Source organism: Stenotrophomonas maltophilia group sp. Smal13 (genome assembly GCF_030236855.1).
Classification (GTDB): domain Bacteria; phylum Pseudomonadota; class Gammaproteobacteria; order Xanthomonadales; family Xanthomonadaceae; genus Stenotrophomonas; species Stenotrophomonas maltophilia_A.
Genome location: NZ_JASJSQ010000012.1, coordinates 67040 through 82944 on the forward strand (window position 1 = coordinate 67040; position 15905 = coordinate 82944).

At 66.5% G+C, this 15905-nt stretch carries 14 protein-coding genes, 1 tRNA gene and 1 pseudogene; 5 read left to right on the top strand and 11 right to left on the bottom strand.

The window, feature by feature from the left end:
• Positions 1 to 148 precede the first annotated feature (148 nt).
• Genes QRO95_RS06585 through QRO95_RS06595 form a run of 3 tightly spaced genes read left to right on the top strand, consistent with a single transcriptional unit; the run spans position 149 to position 2795 of the window.
• Positions 149 to 976: an AraC family transcriptional regulator gene (locus tag QRO95_RS06585; protein ID WP_285302022.1), complete on the top strand. Its 828-nt coding sequence runs from the start codon at positions 149 to 151 to the stop codon at positions 974 to 976.
• A gap of 13 nt (positions 977 to 989) precedes the next feature.
• Entirely contained in the window at positions 990 to 2069 is a 1080-nt protein-coding gene (locus tag QRO95_RS06590; RefSeq protein WP_285302023.1) for a serine aminopeptidase domain-containing protein, read from the top strand.
• A 54-nt stretch (positions 2070 to 2123) separates the two neighbouring features.
• Positions 2124 to 2795: a VOC family protein gene (locus QRO95_RS06595; RefSeq protein ID WP_285302024.1), complete on the top strand. Its 672-nt coding sequence runs from the start codon at positions 2124 to 2126 to the stop codon at positions 2793 to 2795.
• A 1-nt stretch (position 2796) separates the two neighbouring features.
• Here the strand turns inward: QRO95_RS06595 and QRO95_RS06600 are convergent, their stop codons facing one another.
• From QRO95_RS06600 to QRO95_RS06615, 4 genes and pseudogenes are all read right to left on the bottom strand, one after another.
• Positions 2797 to 3090 carry a hypothetical protein gene (locus tag QRO95_RS06600; RefSeq protein ID WP_285302025.1) on the bottom strand — a complete coding sequence of 98 codons (294 nt, stop codon included), beginning with the start codon at positions 3088 to 3090 and terminating at the stop codon, positions 2797 to 2799.
• Positions 3029 to 4177 carry a YgcG family protein gene (locus QRO95_RS06605; protein WP_285302026.1) on the bottom strand — a complete coding sequence of 383 codons (1149 nt, stop codon included), beginning with the start codon at positions 4175 to 4177 and terminating at the stop codon, positions 3029 to 3031. The genes QRO95_RS06600 and QRO95_RS06605 overlap by 62 nt, the downstream gene beginning before the upstream one ends.
• Positions 4174 to 6012, bottom strand: a complete 1839-nt coding sequence (locus QRO95_RS06610) for a M3 family metallopeptidase (protein ID WP_285302027.1) — start codon at positions 6010 to 6012, stop codon at positions 4174 to 4176. The genes QRO95_RS06605 and QRO95_RS06610 overlap by 4 nt, the downstream gene beginning before the upstream one ends.
• Before the next feature lie 73 nt (positions 6013 to 6085).
• A pseudogene (locus tag QRO95_RS06615) lies at positions 6086 to 6597 on the bottom strand (hypothetical protein).
• A gap of 82 nt (positions 6598 to 6679) precedes the next feature.
• Here QRO95_RS06615 and QRO95_RS06620 point away from each other — a divergent pair.
• On the top strand, positions 6680 to 7306 hold the full coding sequence (locus tag QRO95_RS06620; protein WP_285302028.1) for a YiiX/YebB-like N1pC/P60 family cysteine hydrolase: 627 nt from the start codon (positions 6680 to 6682) through the stop codon (positions 7304 to 7306).
• A gap of 54 nt (positions 7307 to 7360) precedes the next feature.
• Here the strand turns inward: QRO95_RS06620 and QRO95_RS06625 are convergent, their stop codons facing one another.
• The 3 genes from QRO95_RS06625 to ubiA all read right to left on the bottom strand — a co-directional run bounded on the left by QRO95_RS06625 (position 7361) and on the right by ubiA (position 10279).
• On the bottom strand, positions 7361 to 7522 hold the full coding sequence (locus QRO95_RS06625) for a hypothetical protein (protein ID WP_010482135.1): 162 nt from the start codon (positions 7520 to 7522) through the stop codon (positions 7361 to 7363).
• A gap of 272 nt (positions 7523 to 7794) precedes the next feature.
• Positions 7795 to 9219: a short-chain fatty acid transporter gene (locus tag QRO95_RS06630; protein WP_285302029.1), complete on the bottom strand. Its 1425-nt coding sequence runs from the start codon at positions 9217 to 9219 to the stop codon at positions 7795 to 7797.
• 166 nt (positions 9220 to 9385) lie between these two features.
• The gene (gene ubiA / locus QRO95_RS06635) at positions 9386 to 10279 is read right to left on the bottom strand and encodes a 4-hydroxybenzoate octaprenyltransferase (protein ID WP_285302030.1); all 894 of its coding nucleotides are present in this window, start codon (positions 10277 to 10279) and stop codon (positions 9386 to 9388) included.
• A gap of 149 nt (positions 10280 to 10428) precedes the next feature.
• Here ubiA and QRO95_RS06640 point away from each other — a divergent pair.
• Positions 10429 to 10505 (top strand) — tRNA-Arg (locus tag QRO95_RS06640).
• Positions 10506 to 10556: 51 nt separating this feature from the next.
• Here QRO95_RS06640 and QRO95_RS06645 read toward each other — a convergent pair.
• From QRO95_RS06645 to QRO95_RS06660, 4 genes are all read right to left on the bottom strand, one after another.
• Positions 10557 to 11018 carry an adhesin gene (locus QRO95_RS06645; protein ID WP_285302031.1) on the bottom strand — a complete coding sequence of 154 codons (462 nt, stop codon included), beginning with the start codon at positions 11016 to 11018 and terminating at the stop codon, positions 10557 to 10559.
• Positions 11015 to 11434, bottom strand: a complete 420-nt coding sequence (locus tag QRO95_RS06650) for a hypothetical protein (RefSeq protein WP_006399919.1) — start codon at positions 11432 to 11434, stop codon at positions 11015 to 11017. Before QRO95_RS06650 ends, QRO95_RS06645 begins: the two co-directional genes overlap by 4 nt.
• Before the next feature lie 155 nt (positions 11435 to 11589).
• Positions 11590 to 12945: a Gfo/Idh/MocA family protein gene (locus QRO95_RS06655; RefSeq protein ID WP_106469419.1), complete on the bottom strand. Its 1356-nt coding sequence runs from the start codon at positions 12943 to 12945 to the stop codon at positions 11590 to 11592.
• Between the two features lie 65 nt (positions 12946 to 13010).
• On the bottom strand, positions 13011 to 15905 hold a 2895-nt coding region (locus tag QRO95_RS06660; RefSeq protein ID WP_285302033.1), incomplete at its 5' end, for a TonB-dependent receptor domain-containing protein.

A 15905-nucleotide genomic window follows, 5' to 3' on the forward strand; every position in this document is an offset into this window, starting at 1 on the left:
GCGTGGACAAGGCGCGCAGTCTCGGCGCGATCTGTGAAGGAGCCATGACGTCAGTGCGACAGCTTGATGCCGCTGCAGCGCAAGAACTGCTAAACGCGGCGCCTGCCGATCCGCTACTGTGCCGGCATTGGATTCGGGGAACGGAAGGATGAGCGCGGCAGGCAAGGCGTTGTGGTACATCGAAACCCATGCGGACCGGCCATTGGCACTGGCCGATATTGCCGCCGCAGCGGGGCTTTCGCCGTTCCATCTGTCGCGCCTGTTCCAGGCTCGCACCGGCACCTCGGTGGTGCGTTATCTGCGGGGACGGCGCCTGACCGCTGCCGCGCAGCGGCTGGCCAACGGGGCGGGCGACATCCTGCAGGTGGCACTGGGCGCGGGCTACACCACCCATGCCGCGTTCACCCGCGCCTTCAGCGAACAGTTCGGGCAGACCCCGGAGCGGGTACGCGAACAGGGCACCGATGGGCTGGCGCTGGTGCAGGCGATCCGCGTGGACGATGCGCCGACTGCCTGCGGCGAAGCGCCGCGCCTGCTCGATACCCCTGCCTTCCAGGTCGCGGGTATCGGCATGCGGCATACCCGCGACAGCGGCGGTGCGATACCCGGACAGTGGGCGCAGCTCAACCGGGAATGGCCGGCGCCGGCACCGATCAGCTTCGGCGTGTGCTGCAACAGTGATGACGATGGCGGCTTCGACTACATCGCCGCACTGCCGGCCAGCGCGGTGCCGAGCGTACCTGCGCACTGGCAACGCGTGGACATTCCGCCGCGCCGCTACCTGGTGGCCTGGCACGGCGGGCACATCTCGACCATCCGCTCGACCTGGTTCTGGCTGCTGGATCACTACCTGCCCGGCTCCGGGCTCAGCCTGGCCGATGCCCCCGATCTGGAACGCTACGACATGCGTTTCGATGAGCACAGCGGCAACGGCGGCGTGGAAATCTGGCTGCCGGTGGACGAACGCCCACGCTGACAAGGAGTTGAGGATGCGCATGACAGCCACTGTGATGGGAATGATGCTGATGGCCTCCGCGGGGGCCGCCAGCGCTGGCGAGCCTTGGAAAGCAGGCGAACGCCACGGCACCACCACAGTGGCCAGCGCCGCGGTTCGCGATGCGCAGCATCGCGACGCCCTGCGCTACACGGTCTGGTATCCGGCGCCCGCTGGCAGCACGGAAACCGCCCTGACCATCGGTCCGCCCGATGCGCCGCTGTTCGACGTCGGCCGCTCAGCCATGGATGCCCCGATCGCGGGCAAGCGCCTGCCGACCCTGCTGCTCTCCCACGGCAACGGCGGCAGCGCGCGCATGATGGGCTGGTTGGGCACGGCATTGGCGCGCGCCGGGTATCTGCTAATCGCGGTCGATCATCCCGGCAACAACGGAGTGGACGAGATGACCCTGCCCGGCAGCGTACTGAGCTGGTTGCGTGCGGATGATCTGCGCGCGGCACTCGCTGCAGTACAGGCCGATCCGCTGCTGGGTCCGCATGTCGACCCTGAGCGACTGGGTGTGGCCGGGTTCTCGGCCGGAGGCTACACCGCGCTGCTGGCCGCCGGTGCACGCCCCGACCTGCAGCGGCTGCTGGCCTTCTGCCGCGCGCACCCGGATGACGGCGTCTGCCGGCCACAACAGGAAACCGCCACGCACACGATGGACGCGCGTGTTGCCGCTGCGGGCTCACCCGCGCTGTCTCCCTGGATCTCCCACGCCAACGACTCGCGCGCGATCCCCGGCGTGCGTGCGGCATTCCTGCTGGCGCCCGCGATCGTGCAGGCGTTCGCGCCCGAGCAGCTGTCCTCGCTGAGGCAGCCAGTGTCGATCGTGCTGGGCGAGGCTGACACGGTTGCGCCACCGCAGAGCAATGGCGAGGCTGCACAGACACTGATTCCGGGCGCTGCGCTGCAGCGTCTGCCGGATGTCGGTCACTACGACTTCCTGGCGGCCTGTACAGCGGTTGGTGTGCAGAGGCTGCCCGAGCTCTGCAGCAGTTCGGTTCCGAAGGCGGACACCCACGCGCAGGCAGTGGATGCCGCGGTGCGATTCTTCGCCGAAGCACTGCGGTAGTGGCCGCCGGGCATGGCCCGGCGCTACAGTGGGCGCATCCACGGAGGATCGGCCATGCGCCTGCTTCACCTCACCCTGCCAGTGTCCGACGTCACCACCGTCGCCGCGTATTTCCACGATGTGCTGCAGCAGCGCGTGGTCGGCAATCATGTGCACATCGGCTGGAGCACGATCGAACTGCAGCCGGCAGCTGATCATCCGGTCGGTGGCGTGCACCTGGCCTTCAACGTACCGGACAACCGCTTCAGCGAGGCGATGACCTGGTTGCGTGAGCGCACGCCGCTGCAACGCAATCCGGCGGGACTGGACTACTTCGCGCTGGAGAGCAGCTGGCAGTCGCAGTCGGTGTACTTCACTGGCCCTGACGGCCTGATCCTGGAACTGATCGGCCGCCGCCGTTTGCCGGCCAGCGCGCGCGAAGGTGCGTTCCACGGCAGCGAACTGACCTGCCTGAGCGAAGTCGGCCTGCCCAGCCACGATGTCGACGCTGTGCGCGAACAGTCCAGCCTGCGGTTCGGCCTGCAACCGATCAGCCCGCCGTCGCCGCAGTTCGCGCCGATGGGCGACGACGAGGGCCTGCTGATCGTGGTTGCGGCGGATCGTCGCTGGTTCCCCGAGCAGAAGGACCTGCCGAACGCGCGCGGCTTGCAGCTGCAGGTCGGCGACGTGGCCGGCCCGGGTGTTGTGGAGGACGCCGCGCTCGGCTGGAGGGTACAGGCGACCTGAACTACCAGCTGCCGGACGCGCCGCCGCCGCCGCTGCGGCCGCCGCCTCCAGACCAGCTGCTGGAGCTGCTCGACGACGAACTCGACGAGGACGACGAACGGGACGACGTGCGTTCGCGGGATGATGAAGCCCGGCCGCGTGCGCGCTCGCCCGGCAGCATGGTGAACAACCACACGAAGTACAGCAGTACGCCACACACCCCGGACACGATCATCGCCAGCAATCGTGGATCGTCACCTTCGGCACGATGGACCGCCAGCAACGCGCCCGCGGCATAGCCGAGGGTCAACAGCACCAGCACCGTCATGCGCACGATGAAGCTGCTGCGGTTCTTCTTCCAGCGTGTGCGGCAGGCCTGCACCAGCAGGAACACCATCAGGGTGACAACGCCCGCAGCGACCTGCAGCAGCAGGTGCCGGGCCAGGCTCGGTGGCAGCTGGCCACGCAGCAGCGCCTGCACAAGGAAGAGCACGCTGAGCATCAGCATCCCGCACAGCACGACGCGCACACCTCGACTGCGGCGCCAGCACGAAGCACAGGCCCGGCAGCACATGGCGTGGCAGCAGCAGCGCCACGGAGAGCATGCCCGCACCCACAACAGCGGTCACCAGCATCGGGCGTCCCCAGGCCGGCAAGGTCGGCCAGGTTGGTTTTGGTGCCGATGCATTGGCGGCCAGTGCCTTGCGCCGCCGCTCCCGACGGCTGCCGCTGAAATCGTCCTCGGTCTTCGCCGGCGGGAGGGGCGGCGGCGAGCGCCACAGCCCGGCCAGGAAACCGGCCAGCAGGGTCAACGCCACCACCGAGTCTGCGCGTCGCCAGTCCGCAGGCAGCACATTGCTGGCCGACGGTTCTTCCCATGCCGGCAGGTCCTCGCCATCGATCAGCGCCACCATGATCGTCGTGCCATCGAGCACGCCCTGGTCGACATCGCCCTCACGGAAGCGCGGCACGATCGCGTTATCGATGATGCGAGCGGCGTACGCGTCCGGTAGCGCTCCTTCCAGGCTATAGCCGGTCTGGATGCGCACGCGGCGGTCCTGCACCGCCACCAACAGCAGCACACCATCGTCGACACCGGCGCGCCCCAGCTGCCACTGATCGAACACCCGCTGTGCATAGGCCTCGATGCCTTCGCTGCCCACGCTGGGTACCACCAGCACCTGCAGCTGTGCACCTTTCCGCGCCTGCAGCTGCAGCGCCTGCCTGCGCAGGGTGGCGCGGGTTTCAGCGGACAGCGCGTTGGCAGTGTCCACCACGGGATCGTCCAGCGCCGGGACCGGGATTGCCGCCAGCGCTGCCATCGGCAGCAGGCACAGCAGCAACAGCAGCAACAGCAGCCACACGGTGGCGGCCGCCTGCTGCAAGGGGCGCGCCGGGTTCACGTACCCTGCCCTGCCTCGATCTGCGCATGCAGCGCCTGCAGCTGCGCCGCCGTCTGGTTGAACACCTGCAGATCGGCATCCACCAGGGCCGCCCAGTCAGGCGCGTGCCCCAGCAGTTGCGCCACCTGCTCGTTCGGCGCGCGGTCGAAGCCCTCGCCAAGCACGGCAAGATAGCGCTCACGGAACCCTTCGGGGTCGCGCTGGTCCTGCACGTACAGCTGCACGGCCAGCAGCCCCGCATACAGGTAGTTCACCAGATAATTCGGGTCTTCATACATCAGGCGCTTGCCGATCCAGGTGTTGCGCAGCTGCGGGTAGCGCTCCGGTTGCTGGCCGAAGCGCGCCAGCACCTGCCCGGTCAGCGCATCCAGATCATCGGCGGTGCCCAGCGTGCCTGCGGCCACACCCTGATAGATCGACTGCTCCAGCTGCGCTTCCTCGGAAGAGGTGAACAGCTGCAGCACCATGTCGTCCAGCAGCGATTTCAGGTAATAGGCTTTGGCGCGCGGATCCTCTGCCTGCTGGTACAGCTGGTCGCGGAAGCGCAGCTCGTTGTAGATCGCGAACGCCTCGGTCAGCCACTGGCTGCCATTGCGCTGCAGCGGCGACGCATGACCGCGCTGCATCCACTCGCCGTGCACGGCATGACCGGCTTCATGGGCGATCTCGACGTCGCTTTCCAGATCACCACGGCGCAGGCCAACGAACAGCATTGCCGGCACACCGGGAGCGCTCACCGGGAACGCGTCCTGGCTGCGGTCACCACGTTCGGTGGCCAGATCCATGCGCTGGTTGGCCGGATCGAGCAGCGCGCGCAGTTCGGCGACGTACGCCGGCCCCAGGTGCTGCATGGCATCGGCGGCGTTGTCACGCAGCTGCGCCAACGTCAGCACCGGTGGCGTATAGCCGGCATCGGGCACGGTGGTATCCCAGATCTGCGGCGCGTCGATGCCGGATCGCGCAGCGTGGCGCAGCAGCATGTCCTGGTAGGCACGGCGGTCCCCAGCGTGCCGTTCGATCGCCACCAGCGTTGCATCCACTGCGGCAGTATCCAGGCCCATGCGCTGGTAGCCATATGCCGGCGCCGAGCCGTCACCCTGCAGGCGTGCGGCGGCGTCATTCACCTGCACCAGCCCCAGCAGCACCGAGGCCATCGGCTCACGGCGCGAGTGCAACCCCTGCCAGTAGCCCTTCCAGCCGGCCTCGCGCAGGGCGCGGTCGGGCTGCTGGGCCAGCAGCTGCTTGTCGCGTCCGGTGTCCCAGTGACGACCGCCGTGCTCGATCTGCGGATACTCGGCGCTGCGCAGGATCTGCCCGCGCAGGCGCGCGAAGCTGTCCAGCGCCGGATCGGCCAGTGCCTCCACGGCCTCATCAAGCGCGGCGTTGGCCGGGGTGGCAGCCTCCTTCAGCGCCCGAGTGCGCAGGAAGCCATACGGTGCTGCCCACGCCGCATCTGCGGGCGCCTCGCGCAGTGCGGCGCGACCACTGCGAGCGATGCGGCTGCACAGCCCCGCTGCCTGCTCCATCGCCTGTGCCGGGCGAAGATCGCGCGCGTTGCGGGCGGACTGCAGATGCAGGTAGCCGAGATGCCGCAAGCACTGCGCCTCCAGTGCCTCGGCCTGCTGGAAGCGTTCCGCCGGTGCGAGGGTGGACGCCTGCTGCAGGGCCTCGACGCGCTTGCCCAACGCGTCGCGCGCGGTCTGTTCGGACGCGGCGCTGGCGAAGTAGGTGCGGTCATCGGCATGCACCGACTGTGCCTGCGCGCCGCTGAAGGGGGCTATCGCCAATACGGCGGCAATGGCGGCGGTGGTGGTGCGCTTCCTGAAAGCCTGCATCGGCGTCTCCCTGCCTGGACCAGGGATCGAGCCTAGCAGCCGCTGGCCCGCCGCGCCTGTGCCGGATCAGCCATCAGATCGACTCATCCTCACGCTTGACCAGCGTCCAGCACGGCGCCTGCGCGAAGGTGTAGGTCTGCTGGTCGCTGCTGTCCGGCGTACGGATCTGCACCTGCCGCTGTCCATCGGCCAGGGGGCTGACCTGCATTTCGCGGCCCTGCCCGGCCAATGCGGCGGGATCAGGCATCACCGGCCACTCGACATCGGCCAGCGCCAGCCGGCTTTCCACCTTGCGCGGTTCCGGCTCGGCCTCTGCATCGATGTAGCTGTCCAGCAGCGGATCGGCGGTGGTCTTTTCCTGCAACGCGATCTCGTTGCCGAAATGCTTCAGGAACGCATCGAAGTCCGGGTAGGGGCAGTCACCGCGTGCAGCCACAGCTGTGGGCTCGGCGGGGTGGTCGCCGGCGCCGCTGCGGTAGGTGAGGCTTCGGTCGCGGTATGCGGTGCCTGCGGCGCTGGCGCGCAGGCTGCCAGCACCGCGCTACAGGCAAGCATCAACGGTGCGGCAGAACGGTATCGACACATGGGCTCATCCTGAATCCGGTCCGGTCGCTCCATGCTACCGCGCCCCCTACAATTCAGGCATTCCGCCTGTCCGAGAGTCCTCATGCATCGCCTCCTGCTCCTGATCGGCCTGCTGCTGCCCGCCCTGTGGCCGGCGGTGGCGAGGGCCGTCGATGTCCACGAAGGCGACCTGCTGTTCGTCACTGCCGGCCGCAGCGGTCTCAGTGCGGCCATCGACGATGCCACCGGCAAACAGGGCGCGCCCAGCTTCGATCACGTCGCGCTGGTCGCTTCCGCGCCGAAGGGCTGGGAGGTATTGCATGCAGACGAGAAAGGATCGCGCCGGCAATCGCTGGTCGAATTCCGCCAGGAAGCGCGCGCCAAGCAGCGGCAGATCGTGGTCTATCGCCTGCGCGCGCCGCAGCAGGCAGCGATCAAGGATGCGGTCGCGACCGCGCGCACGATGCTGGGCAAGCCGTACAACACGTCGTATGTGTTGAACGAGGACAGCTACTACTGCTCGGACTTCATCGAACGTGCGTTCCGTTCGCACCATGTATTTGCGTTGCAGCCGATGAACTTCCGCAACCCGCAGACCGGGGAGATCGCCCAGCACTGGGTGGATCTGTACCGCGGCATGGGCATGGAGGTGCCGCAGGATCAGCCCGGCACCAATCCGAACGACATGTCGGCGGCGCCGGTGCTGCAGCGCATCGGGGTGCTGGAATAAGCGAAGCCCCGCGCAAGGCGGGGCTTCACCGGCCACTCCGCATGCGCGGCGCGGTCATTCTTCTTCGTCGTGGCCGCCCTGCTGCTGGTTCTGGTTGCGCTTCTGCTGTTCCTGCTGCTGTTGCTGCTGCTGGTCACGGCCACGACCCTGCTGCTGATCCTGCTGGTTCTGCTGGCCCTGTTGCTTCTGGTTCGGGTTCTGGTTCTGCTGTGCCATGTCCGATCTCCAAAGCCACTCGCGGAATGCGGTGGACGTGGCCATCGTCTGCAGCGAATGGTTAATCACGCGTGGGTGGGCGGCTACATCTGTGTGTACGCCTGTGAATGAACGCGCAGAAGCCCTTGTGGCACAAGCGGCTGAAGGATTCATGCGGGTTCGGCATGTGCTCATGCCTTCGTCAGCCTGCACGCATTCATGGCGTTCGCCGCCGGAAACACGCGCTGAACGAGGCTGGCTTCCCGGCTCACGCAGGGAGGCCAACCCTGCTTTCAGGGCATCACCGGTGGCACATACGCCAGGGTCATGCCCAGCAGCCACAGCAGGCCCAGCACCAGCGGAATGTGCACCAGCAGCTGGATGAAGGTGAAGCCCACGATGTCGCGTGCCTTCAGGCCCAGCACGCCCAGCAGCGGCAGCATCCAGAATGGGTTGATCAGGTTCGGCAGCGCTTCGGCCGCGTTGTAGACCTGCACCGCCCAGCCCAGGTGTGCCTTCAGTTCATTGGCGGCCTGCATCACGTACGGCGCCTCGATGATCCACTTGCCGCCACCGGAGGGCACGAAGAAGCCCAGCACCGCCGAATAGACGCCCATCACCAGCGCGAAGGTATCGGTGCTGGCCACGTGCACGAACAGGCTCGACAGGCGGTGCGCCAGTGTCTGCCCATCGCCGCCGGCAGCATGGGTGAGGATCATCGCGATGCCACCGTACAGCGGGAACTGGATCAACACGCCGGTGGTGCTGGGCACCGCCTTGGCCACCGCGTTGAGGAAGCTGCGCGGCCGCCAGTGCAGCAGCAGGCCCAGCGAAATGAACATGAAGTTATAGGTATTGAGGTTGGCGATGGCGGTGACCACCGGCTTGTTGGCGAACTCGTTGAACAGCCAACCGAACGCCAGCAACGAGAGCAGCACAGTCAGCAGCGGGCTGTATTCCAGCCACTCACCCGGGCGCGTGCGGCGCTGCAGCGGTTCCGGCTCGGCCTGCGCGGCGCCGGGGAAATCCTCAGCGGTACGCGCACTGCCGGCCGCCGGTGCGGTCAGCCAGGCGATCAGCAGCGAAACCAGGATCAGCACCGCGGTCAGTGCGATCGACTGCCACAGGAAAATGGTTTCGGTGAACGGCAGAACGCCGGTGATCTCCACCAGCCCCGGCGGCATGCTGGCCGGGTTGGCCTGCAGCTGCGCGGCCGAGGAACTCAGCCCCATCGCCCACACCGCACCCAGACCGAGATACGCCGAGGCACCAGCGGCGCGGTAGTCCATGCGCAGCTCGGTGCGGCGGGCCAGCGCGCGCACCAGCAGGCCGCCGAACACCAGCGAGAAGCCCCAGCTGAGCAGCGAGGCGAGCATGCTGACCAAACCCACGTACACCACCGCGCCACGGCCGGTGCGCGGTACACGGGCGAGGAAATCGATGAAACGTGCGACCACCGGCGCGGTGGCCACGGCGTAGCCACCGATGACCACGAAGGCCATCTGCATGGTGAAGGGAATCAGGCTCCAGAAGCCGTCACCGAAGGCGCTGGCGGTGGCCTGCGGGGTCGAGCCGAAGCCCATCGCCGCCAGCGCGACGATGACCACGCCCAGCACCGCGAACACGTACGCATCGGGGAACCACTTTTCCGCCCAGGCGGCCGAGCGCAGCGCAGCGCGCGCCATCCAGCCATCCTGTACTGCTGCCGTCGAGGCCATCGCCTACCCTCCCAGGTTCGATGGATCGATTCTGGGCGGTGAGGTGCAGGCTGTCTGCCACCTATTGGTCGTAGGTGGCGGGATGGTAGTGCCGGCCGCTGGCCGGCAACCTTGGGACCGCATACGGGTGCAGCCGGCCAGCGGCCGGCTCTACCTCACCTTGGGCTCAACGCAGCGCCAGGTCCACGGCAATGCCGGCGAACAGCGCGGCGCCCACCCAGTTGTTGTGCAGGAACGCCTTGAAGCACGGGCCACGTTCGCGGTGGCGGCAGATCCAGAATTCGTACACCACCAGCGCGGTAGCCACGGCCACGCCGGCCAGGTAGTACCCGCCCAGCCCGCCGCGCACGCCGACCAGCGCCATCGTGGCCAGGAACAGCGCGTACAACACGCCCTGGATGACCAGGTCGAGGTCGCCGAACAGGATCGCGGTGGAGTGCGAGCCCATCTTCAGGTCGTCTTCGCGGTCGACCATGGCATACCAGGTGTCGTAGGCCGTGGACCACAGGATGTTGCCGGCATACAGCAGCCAGCCCAGCATCGGCACCTCGCCCTGCACGGCGGCGAACGCCATCGGGATGCCCCAGCCGAACGACATGCCCAGGTAGACCTGCGGCAGATGGGTATAGCGCTTCAGGTACGGGTAGCTGGCGGCCAGGAACACGCCGATGAAGCTCAGGCCGATGGTCAGCCCGTTCAGGGTCAGCACCAGGCCGAACGCCACCAGCATCAGCACGGCGAACAGTGCCAGCGCGGCACGGCCGCTGATTGCGCCGGTGGCCAGCGGACGCGCCTTGGTACGCTCCACATGCGGGTCGAGCCAGCGGTCGGCATAGTCGTTGATGACGCAACCGGCCGAGCGGGTCAGCCACACGCCGGCGGTGAACACGAACAGGGTCCAAAGCGGCGGCAGGCCGCCGGCGGCCAGCCACAGCGCCCACCAGGTGGGCCACAGCAGCAGCAGCGTGCCGATCGGGCGATCAGCGCGCATCAGACTCCAGTAATGCCGCCAGCGCGGCGTCGCCGGCGACTGCGGCGAAATGAGGGGGGTATCAGCCATGACGATAGGATACTCCTGCCCCTCTGGCAGGGCTTTGCCCATGGGGGGAGATTTGTTCGGCGAAACTGGATAGAATGCCGGTCCCGCACCGCTTCATGGCGCTGCGATGCCCGCTTCGGCACTGGTCGGTGGCGCGGCGGTTCTACAACGCGCCCGTAGCTCAGCCGGATAGAGTAGTGGCTTCCGAAGCCATTGGTCGGGGGTTCGAATCCCTCCGGGCGCGCCATCTTCCCCTGCTCGTACCCGTCACTCCGGGCCTCTCGCTTGCGCTTCCACGTCAACGCAGCTCAGGAGCGAACGGCATTGAGCGATGTGCGCAACCTTGAAGATCGCGCACGACGATGGAAAGCTCCTGCCCTTTCTGCACCGCACCGGGCAGGAAGGCGCCCTTGCCGTCGTACAGGAAGGTTTCAATCTCACCACGTGCAACCACCAGGTCCGCAGCCGGCGGCTTGAGCTCTTCCAGAACAACACTGAAGGGACGCCAGGCCAGACCGTGTTCGTCGCGGATATCGGTCGATACCGCGTGTGCATGCGCCTGCCGATCCACGCTGGCCAGTGGCAGTCGTAGTGCCTGCGATCCCTCCGTACTGATCTGGAACCTGCCAAGGACCACGGCATCCACAGTTTCACTGCCGATGTAGGTGATCGTGGCCTCGGGGCACTGCACGGCATCGGCTGGGGGCGATGCACACGCGGCCAGGCTTGCGGTCAGGAGGGCAATGATCGGCCGGATCATGGGCTGGCACCTGGCACGTCGCTACCCTGCCCAGCGTTTGCAGCAGCGCGCGTAGTGGAAGCACCCGGCCTGCGCGCGTAGCTGTAATCCGGATCGCGGCAGGCGCGCATGATCGGACTTCGTGCGTGCCTGATTACGCCGGGGAACCAGCACAACGCCAGCACCACGGCCCAGATCACAGCCAACCAGAACCATCGGCCCAAGGCATAGGCCCAGATCATGGGCAATGCAGCCAGCAGCACGATGATCTGCGTATACAGCAGGTAGAGCGTGTGCAGGCCCAAGCGGGGATCCGAGCGCAGCATCACGCCACATCCCCTGCATGCCGTCTTCGCCTGCCGTCTCGATGCGGAAAGCAGCGGGAATCGCTGCCCGGCAGCGCCGCAAAGTGGACAGGTGAAGGTCAGCAGGCGCATCAGGCAAGCTCCTCTCTGTCGATTGACATCAACTGCCGGGCACGAAGCCGAGCCTAGCATGAGCCTGTTAGGGGGCGCCGCAAACGACAACGCCGGGCATGGCCCGGCGTTGTGTTCAAAGCAGTCGAGTATGGCTCGACTCTACAGAGAGCGAATCAATACTTCCCGTCGAACGCGAAGATCGGCTTACGCTGCTTCCACGCACCAGCGGTGAAGTCCGGGAACTCCAGCGTCTGGAAGCTGTTGGCGATCGACTGCTCGCTCAACGGCGTGATCGCACTCCAGGTCACCGCGTCATAGATGTCGATCGGCATCGGCGCCTTGGCCTTCAGCGCTTCCACGAACGCATGGATGACGAACCAGTCCATGCCACCATGACCAGCGCTGGCAGCGGTCTCGGCATTCTGCTTCCACAGCGGGTGCTCGTACTCGTCCTGGTACTTCTTGAACTCTTCCCACTGGTGCGGCGGGCTGCGGCCTTCGATGTGGATCGAATGGTTCACATCCATCCACAGGCCCTTGGTGCCCTGCACGCGGAAGCCCATCGAGTACGGGCGCGGCAGCGAGGTGTCGTGCTGCAGCAGGATGGTCTCGCCATTCTCGCAGGCCAGCGTGGTGGTCACGATATCGCCCAGCTTGAACTTCACCTTGGTGCTGGGATGCGTGGTGCCGCCACTCTTGGCCACGGTGTATTCGTGCAGGCCACGCGCCTTGGTCGCGAAGGCGTTGATGTGGGTGAAGCGGTTGCCACGGTTGATGCCGGTGTACATCGCGCACGGGCCGATGCCGTGGCTGGGGTAGAGCTCGCCATTGCGCTCCACCGAATGCTCGGTGCGCCAGCGGGCTTCGCTCCAGCCCTTGGGACCGAACTCAACGCCGCTGTCATACGGCTGGTTCGGGTCACCGGAATTGAACTTCACGCCGCGCAGGTCGTGCTGGTAGCCGGCCTGCAGGTGTACCAGTTCGCCGAACAGGCCCTGGCGCACCATCTGCAGCGCGGCCATCACGTCGCGGCGGTAGCAGACGTTCTCCAGCAGCATGTAGGGCGTGCCGGTACTCAACTGGGTCTTCAACACGTCCCAGTGGTCCTGCAGGGTGATGCCGGCCACTACTTCACAGCCCACTGCCACGCCGGCCTGCATCGCGGCAATCGCCATCGGCGCGTGGTACTCCCACGGTGTGGCGATGATCACGCCATCGATGCCCTTCTGTTCCAGCAGGCGCTTCCAGGCATTGGTGTCGCGATCCTGGCCGTAGGTCTTCGGTGCCGGCTTGCCGGCCTTGCTGACCATCTCCACGGCACGGCCGAGCATGATCGGCTCGATATCGCAGACGGCGACCACCTCGACGTCGTCGCGGCGCACCAGTTCCTTCAGCAGCACCAGGCCACGCATGCCGGTACCGATCATGGCCAGGCGCACCTTGCGCCCGCGTGCCCAGGCCGGGGTCTGCGGCAGCAGGCTGCTGGCGGCGACAGCGGCGCTGGCCGCGATGAATTCCCTACGCTTCATGGCAAACATCTCTCCTCTTGGCAGCGTGCCGGCCGCAGCCGGCACGCCAGGTCACGCAAACGGAATTACTTGAACCGGTAACCGACAGTCACACTGTAACCACGACCGAAGATCGTTGCGTAGTCACTGGAGTCACCCAGGAAGCTGTTCGGATCGTAGAACGGCAGGCGGTTGAACAGGTTCTTGACCGTGAAGCTCAGATTCCACGCATCATCCGGGCGCCAGGTGACGCTCATGTTGGCGGTCCACCACGACGGTGCACCGTCGCACTTGCTCTTCTGCAGGGCCAGGTAGCCGCCGGTGCAGGTTTCCTTGTTGTTGCTCTTTTCGTCGACCTGGTCGGTGGCCCACTTGGTGCCGCCCACATAGTTGACGAACATGCTGGTGGTGACCTGCTTGTAGGTCCAGTCGGCGTTGAGCGTGGCACGCAGGCGCGGGTTGTTGTAGTAGCCCACCACGTCGCCGTAGTACCAGCCGCTCGCTTCGTCCATGTAGAAGCGGTTTCGGTTGGCGATGGTGGCAGCCAGACCGATGTTCAGGTTTCCCCAGTCACCCAGCGAGAAGCGGCTGCGCGCGTCGATGTCGAAGCCGTCGATCAGCGTCTTGCCACGGTTCTTGTACTGGCCCACCACGCTGGCCACGTTGCCGGCGGAATAGCCTGGCAGTGCCGACGGGCAGTTCACGCCGCTGGCCGGGTCGGCACACATCGCCGCCAGCTGCGCCAGGTTGGCCCGGTCGCTGTCGGTGATCGGCGAACGCGACGAGGAGATGATGTCCTCCATGCGGCGGTAGTCCGGCGCGACGATTTCATTGTCGCGGTAGATGAACCAGTAGTCGGCCGACACCGACAGCCAGGTTGCCGGCTCGTAGACGAAGCCGAGGGTGGCGATCTTCGCCTTCTCCGGCTTCAGGTCCTTGTTCGGCTGGGTCATGCGTGCCACGGTGCGACTGCAATCGACGTTCAGCATGGTCTTGCCCAGATCGACATCGCCCGGCCGCTGCGACTTCAGCAGCAGGTTGGCGATGGCGTTGGTCTCGTTGCAGCGCAGCTCGTCACGGTAGCCACCCAGCTGCGCGAACACGCCGCCGTTGCCGGATTCGGCCAGGCTCGGTGCACGGAAACCGGTCGAGTAGGTACCGCGCAGCATCAGCTGGTCGAACGCCTGGTACTTGAAGCCGATCTTCGGCGCGACGTTGGCGCTGAAGTTCGGGTATTTGTCCACGCGCACCGCCGCATCCAGTTCCAGTTTGTCGGTGATCGGTGCCACGGTCTCGGCGAACAGCGCGTAGGTGTTGCGCTTGCCGTCGAACCAGGAGCCACCCTGCTGGGAGATCAGGCCATTGGCTGCATCGGCGTTGCCCGGGGTGTAGAAGGTTTCGCGGCTGGCGTTGAAGCCGAACGCGGCGCGCATTTCACCTGCCGGCAGCTGGAACAGCGGGCCTTCGATCTTGCCGTCGAGGGTGTGCAGGCGCGTCCACGACTGGATGTCGAAGGTCGGGAACGCTTCACGGATCAGTGCGGCGTTGGCTTCGCTGATCTCGCCGAACTTGTACGCCGGGTGGTCGGAGATGATCACGCGGCCGGTGCCCGGATCGATCGAGTACGGGCCGAACGCCTTCTCGAAGCCCTTGATGTTGACGTTGATCGTCTGGTACGTGGTGGAGTGCGTACCGGCGCTGGCGAACGCGGTCTCCCAGTTCCAGTCACCCCGGTTGCCACGCGCACCGGCCAGCACGCGGTAGCTCTTGTCGGTGTTGCGCTGGCCGAAGTAGTTGGCGCCGGCATCCTGCAGCAGGTAATTCAGGCCGACCACACCGCCCATCATAGCCTTCATCTGCGGGCTGGCGTGGTTGTACTCGTTGTTCGGGCCCAGGAACGGGTACAGGAACTGGTTGACGGTGTTGCCGGTGTTGCGCGAGAACCAGCTGGTCGGGTTGCCGGTGGTGGTGCCGTAGGTGCGCGGCGTGCCGCCATTGGCGCGCAGGTCGATGTCGGTGTAGGTCGCCTCGGCGAAGATCTCGGTGCTGTCACCCACCAGGAAGGTGCCGTTGAGGTAGGCGGTGTTGCGCTCGGACTTGGCGCCGGCATCGATCTCGTTGTTCATCCAGGTTTCCCAGACGCAACGCGGACCGGCCGCTTCACTGGTCAGCACGTTCTTGCAGCCCGGCGCAGCTTCCTGCACGCGGCGGCCAGTGACCGGATCGAAGGCGAAGTAGCTGCCCGGGTTGAACTCGCCCGGCTTGCTGCCCACGCCCAGGCGCAGGTCGTTGAGATAGTTCGGCTTGTTGACGTAGTACTGGTCAGGCCGCTTGTCGTAGAAGTCGCTCAGCGGAATCGCGTCGCGGCGGTACATGTTCACCGCGCCGTAGATGTTGAAGCGGTTCTCGGTCAGGTCGCCGAAGCCGGCGGTGATGCTGGCCTGGCGCTCGCCGTAGGAGTCGATGCGCGAGGAGGTATCGTTGGTGAAGCTGACCTCGGCACCCTGGAAGTTGCGCTTGGTGATCACGTTGATCACGCCGGCCACTGCGTCGGTGCCGTACACCGCCGAGGCGCCGTCGGTCAGCACTTCCATGCGCTCGATGGCCGCGGCCGGGATCGCATCGATGTTGACGAACTGGGTCTGGAAGCCGGCCGGCGCACCGTAGTACGACAGGCGACGACCGTTCAGCAGCACCAGCGTGCCCTGTGCGCCGAGGCCACGCAGGTTGGCCTGCGAGGCACCATCGGAGCCGGTGAACAGCGAACGCGCATCCTGCTGCGCCGGGCGTGCGGCCGGCAGATTGTCCAGCACCTGCAGCAGCGTGCGCGCACCCATGTTCTGGATGTCCTGCTTGCTGATCACCTGCACCGGCGAGGCGGTTTCAACGTCGGTGCGGCGGATGTTGGAGCCGGTGACCTCGATGCGGGCCAGGTCGGTGGCCTTGTCCTTGCTCTCCTGGGCGAAGGCAGGAACGGTGAC

Coding starts and splice junctions, on each gene's coding strand:
- QRO95_RS06645 (WP_285302031.1), bottom strand. CDS start 11,018: ATGATCCGGCCGATCATTGCCCTCCTGACCGCAAGCCTGGCCGCGTGT.
- QRO95_RS06595 (WP_285302024.1), top strand. CDS start 2,124: ATGCGCCTGCTTCACCTCACCCTGCCAGTGTCCGACGTCACCACCGTC.
- QRO95_RS06630 (WP_285302029.1), bottom strand. CDS start 9,219: ATGGCCTCGACGGCAGCAGTACAGGATGGCTGGATGGCGCGCGCTGCG.
- QRO95_RS06620 (WP_285302028.1), top strand. CDS start 6,680: ATGCATCGCCTCCTGCTCCTGATCGGCCTGCTGCTGCCCGCCCTGTGG.
- ubiA (WP_285302030.1), bottom strand. CDS start 10,279: ATGGCTGATACCCCCCTCATTTCGCCGCAGTCGCCGGCGACGCCGCGC.
- QRO95_RS06610 (WP_285302027.1), bottom strand. CDS start 6,012: ATGCAGGCTTTCAGGAAGCGCACCACCACCGCCGCCATTGCCGCCGTA.
- QRO95_RS06585 (WP_285302022.1), top strand. CDS start 149: ATGAGCGCGGCAGGCAAGGCGTTGTGGTACATCGAAACCCATGCGGAC.
- QRO95_RS06590 (WP_285302023.1), top strand. CDS start 990: ATGCGCATGACAGCCACTGTGATGGGAATGATGCTGATGGCCTCCGCG.
- QRO95_RS06650 (WP_006399919.1), bottom strand. CDS start 11,434: ATGCGCCTGCTGACCTTCACCTGTCCACTTTGCGGCGCTGCCGGGCAG.
- QRO95_RS06625 (WP_010482135.1), bottom strand. CDS start 7,522: ATGGCACAGCAGAACCAGAACCCGAACCAGAAGCAACAGGGCCAGCAG.
- QRO95_RS06655 (WP_106469419.1), bottom strand. CDS start 12,945: ATGAAGCGTAGGGAATTCATCGCGGCCAGCGCCGCTGTCGCCGCCAGC.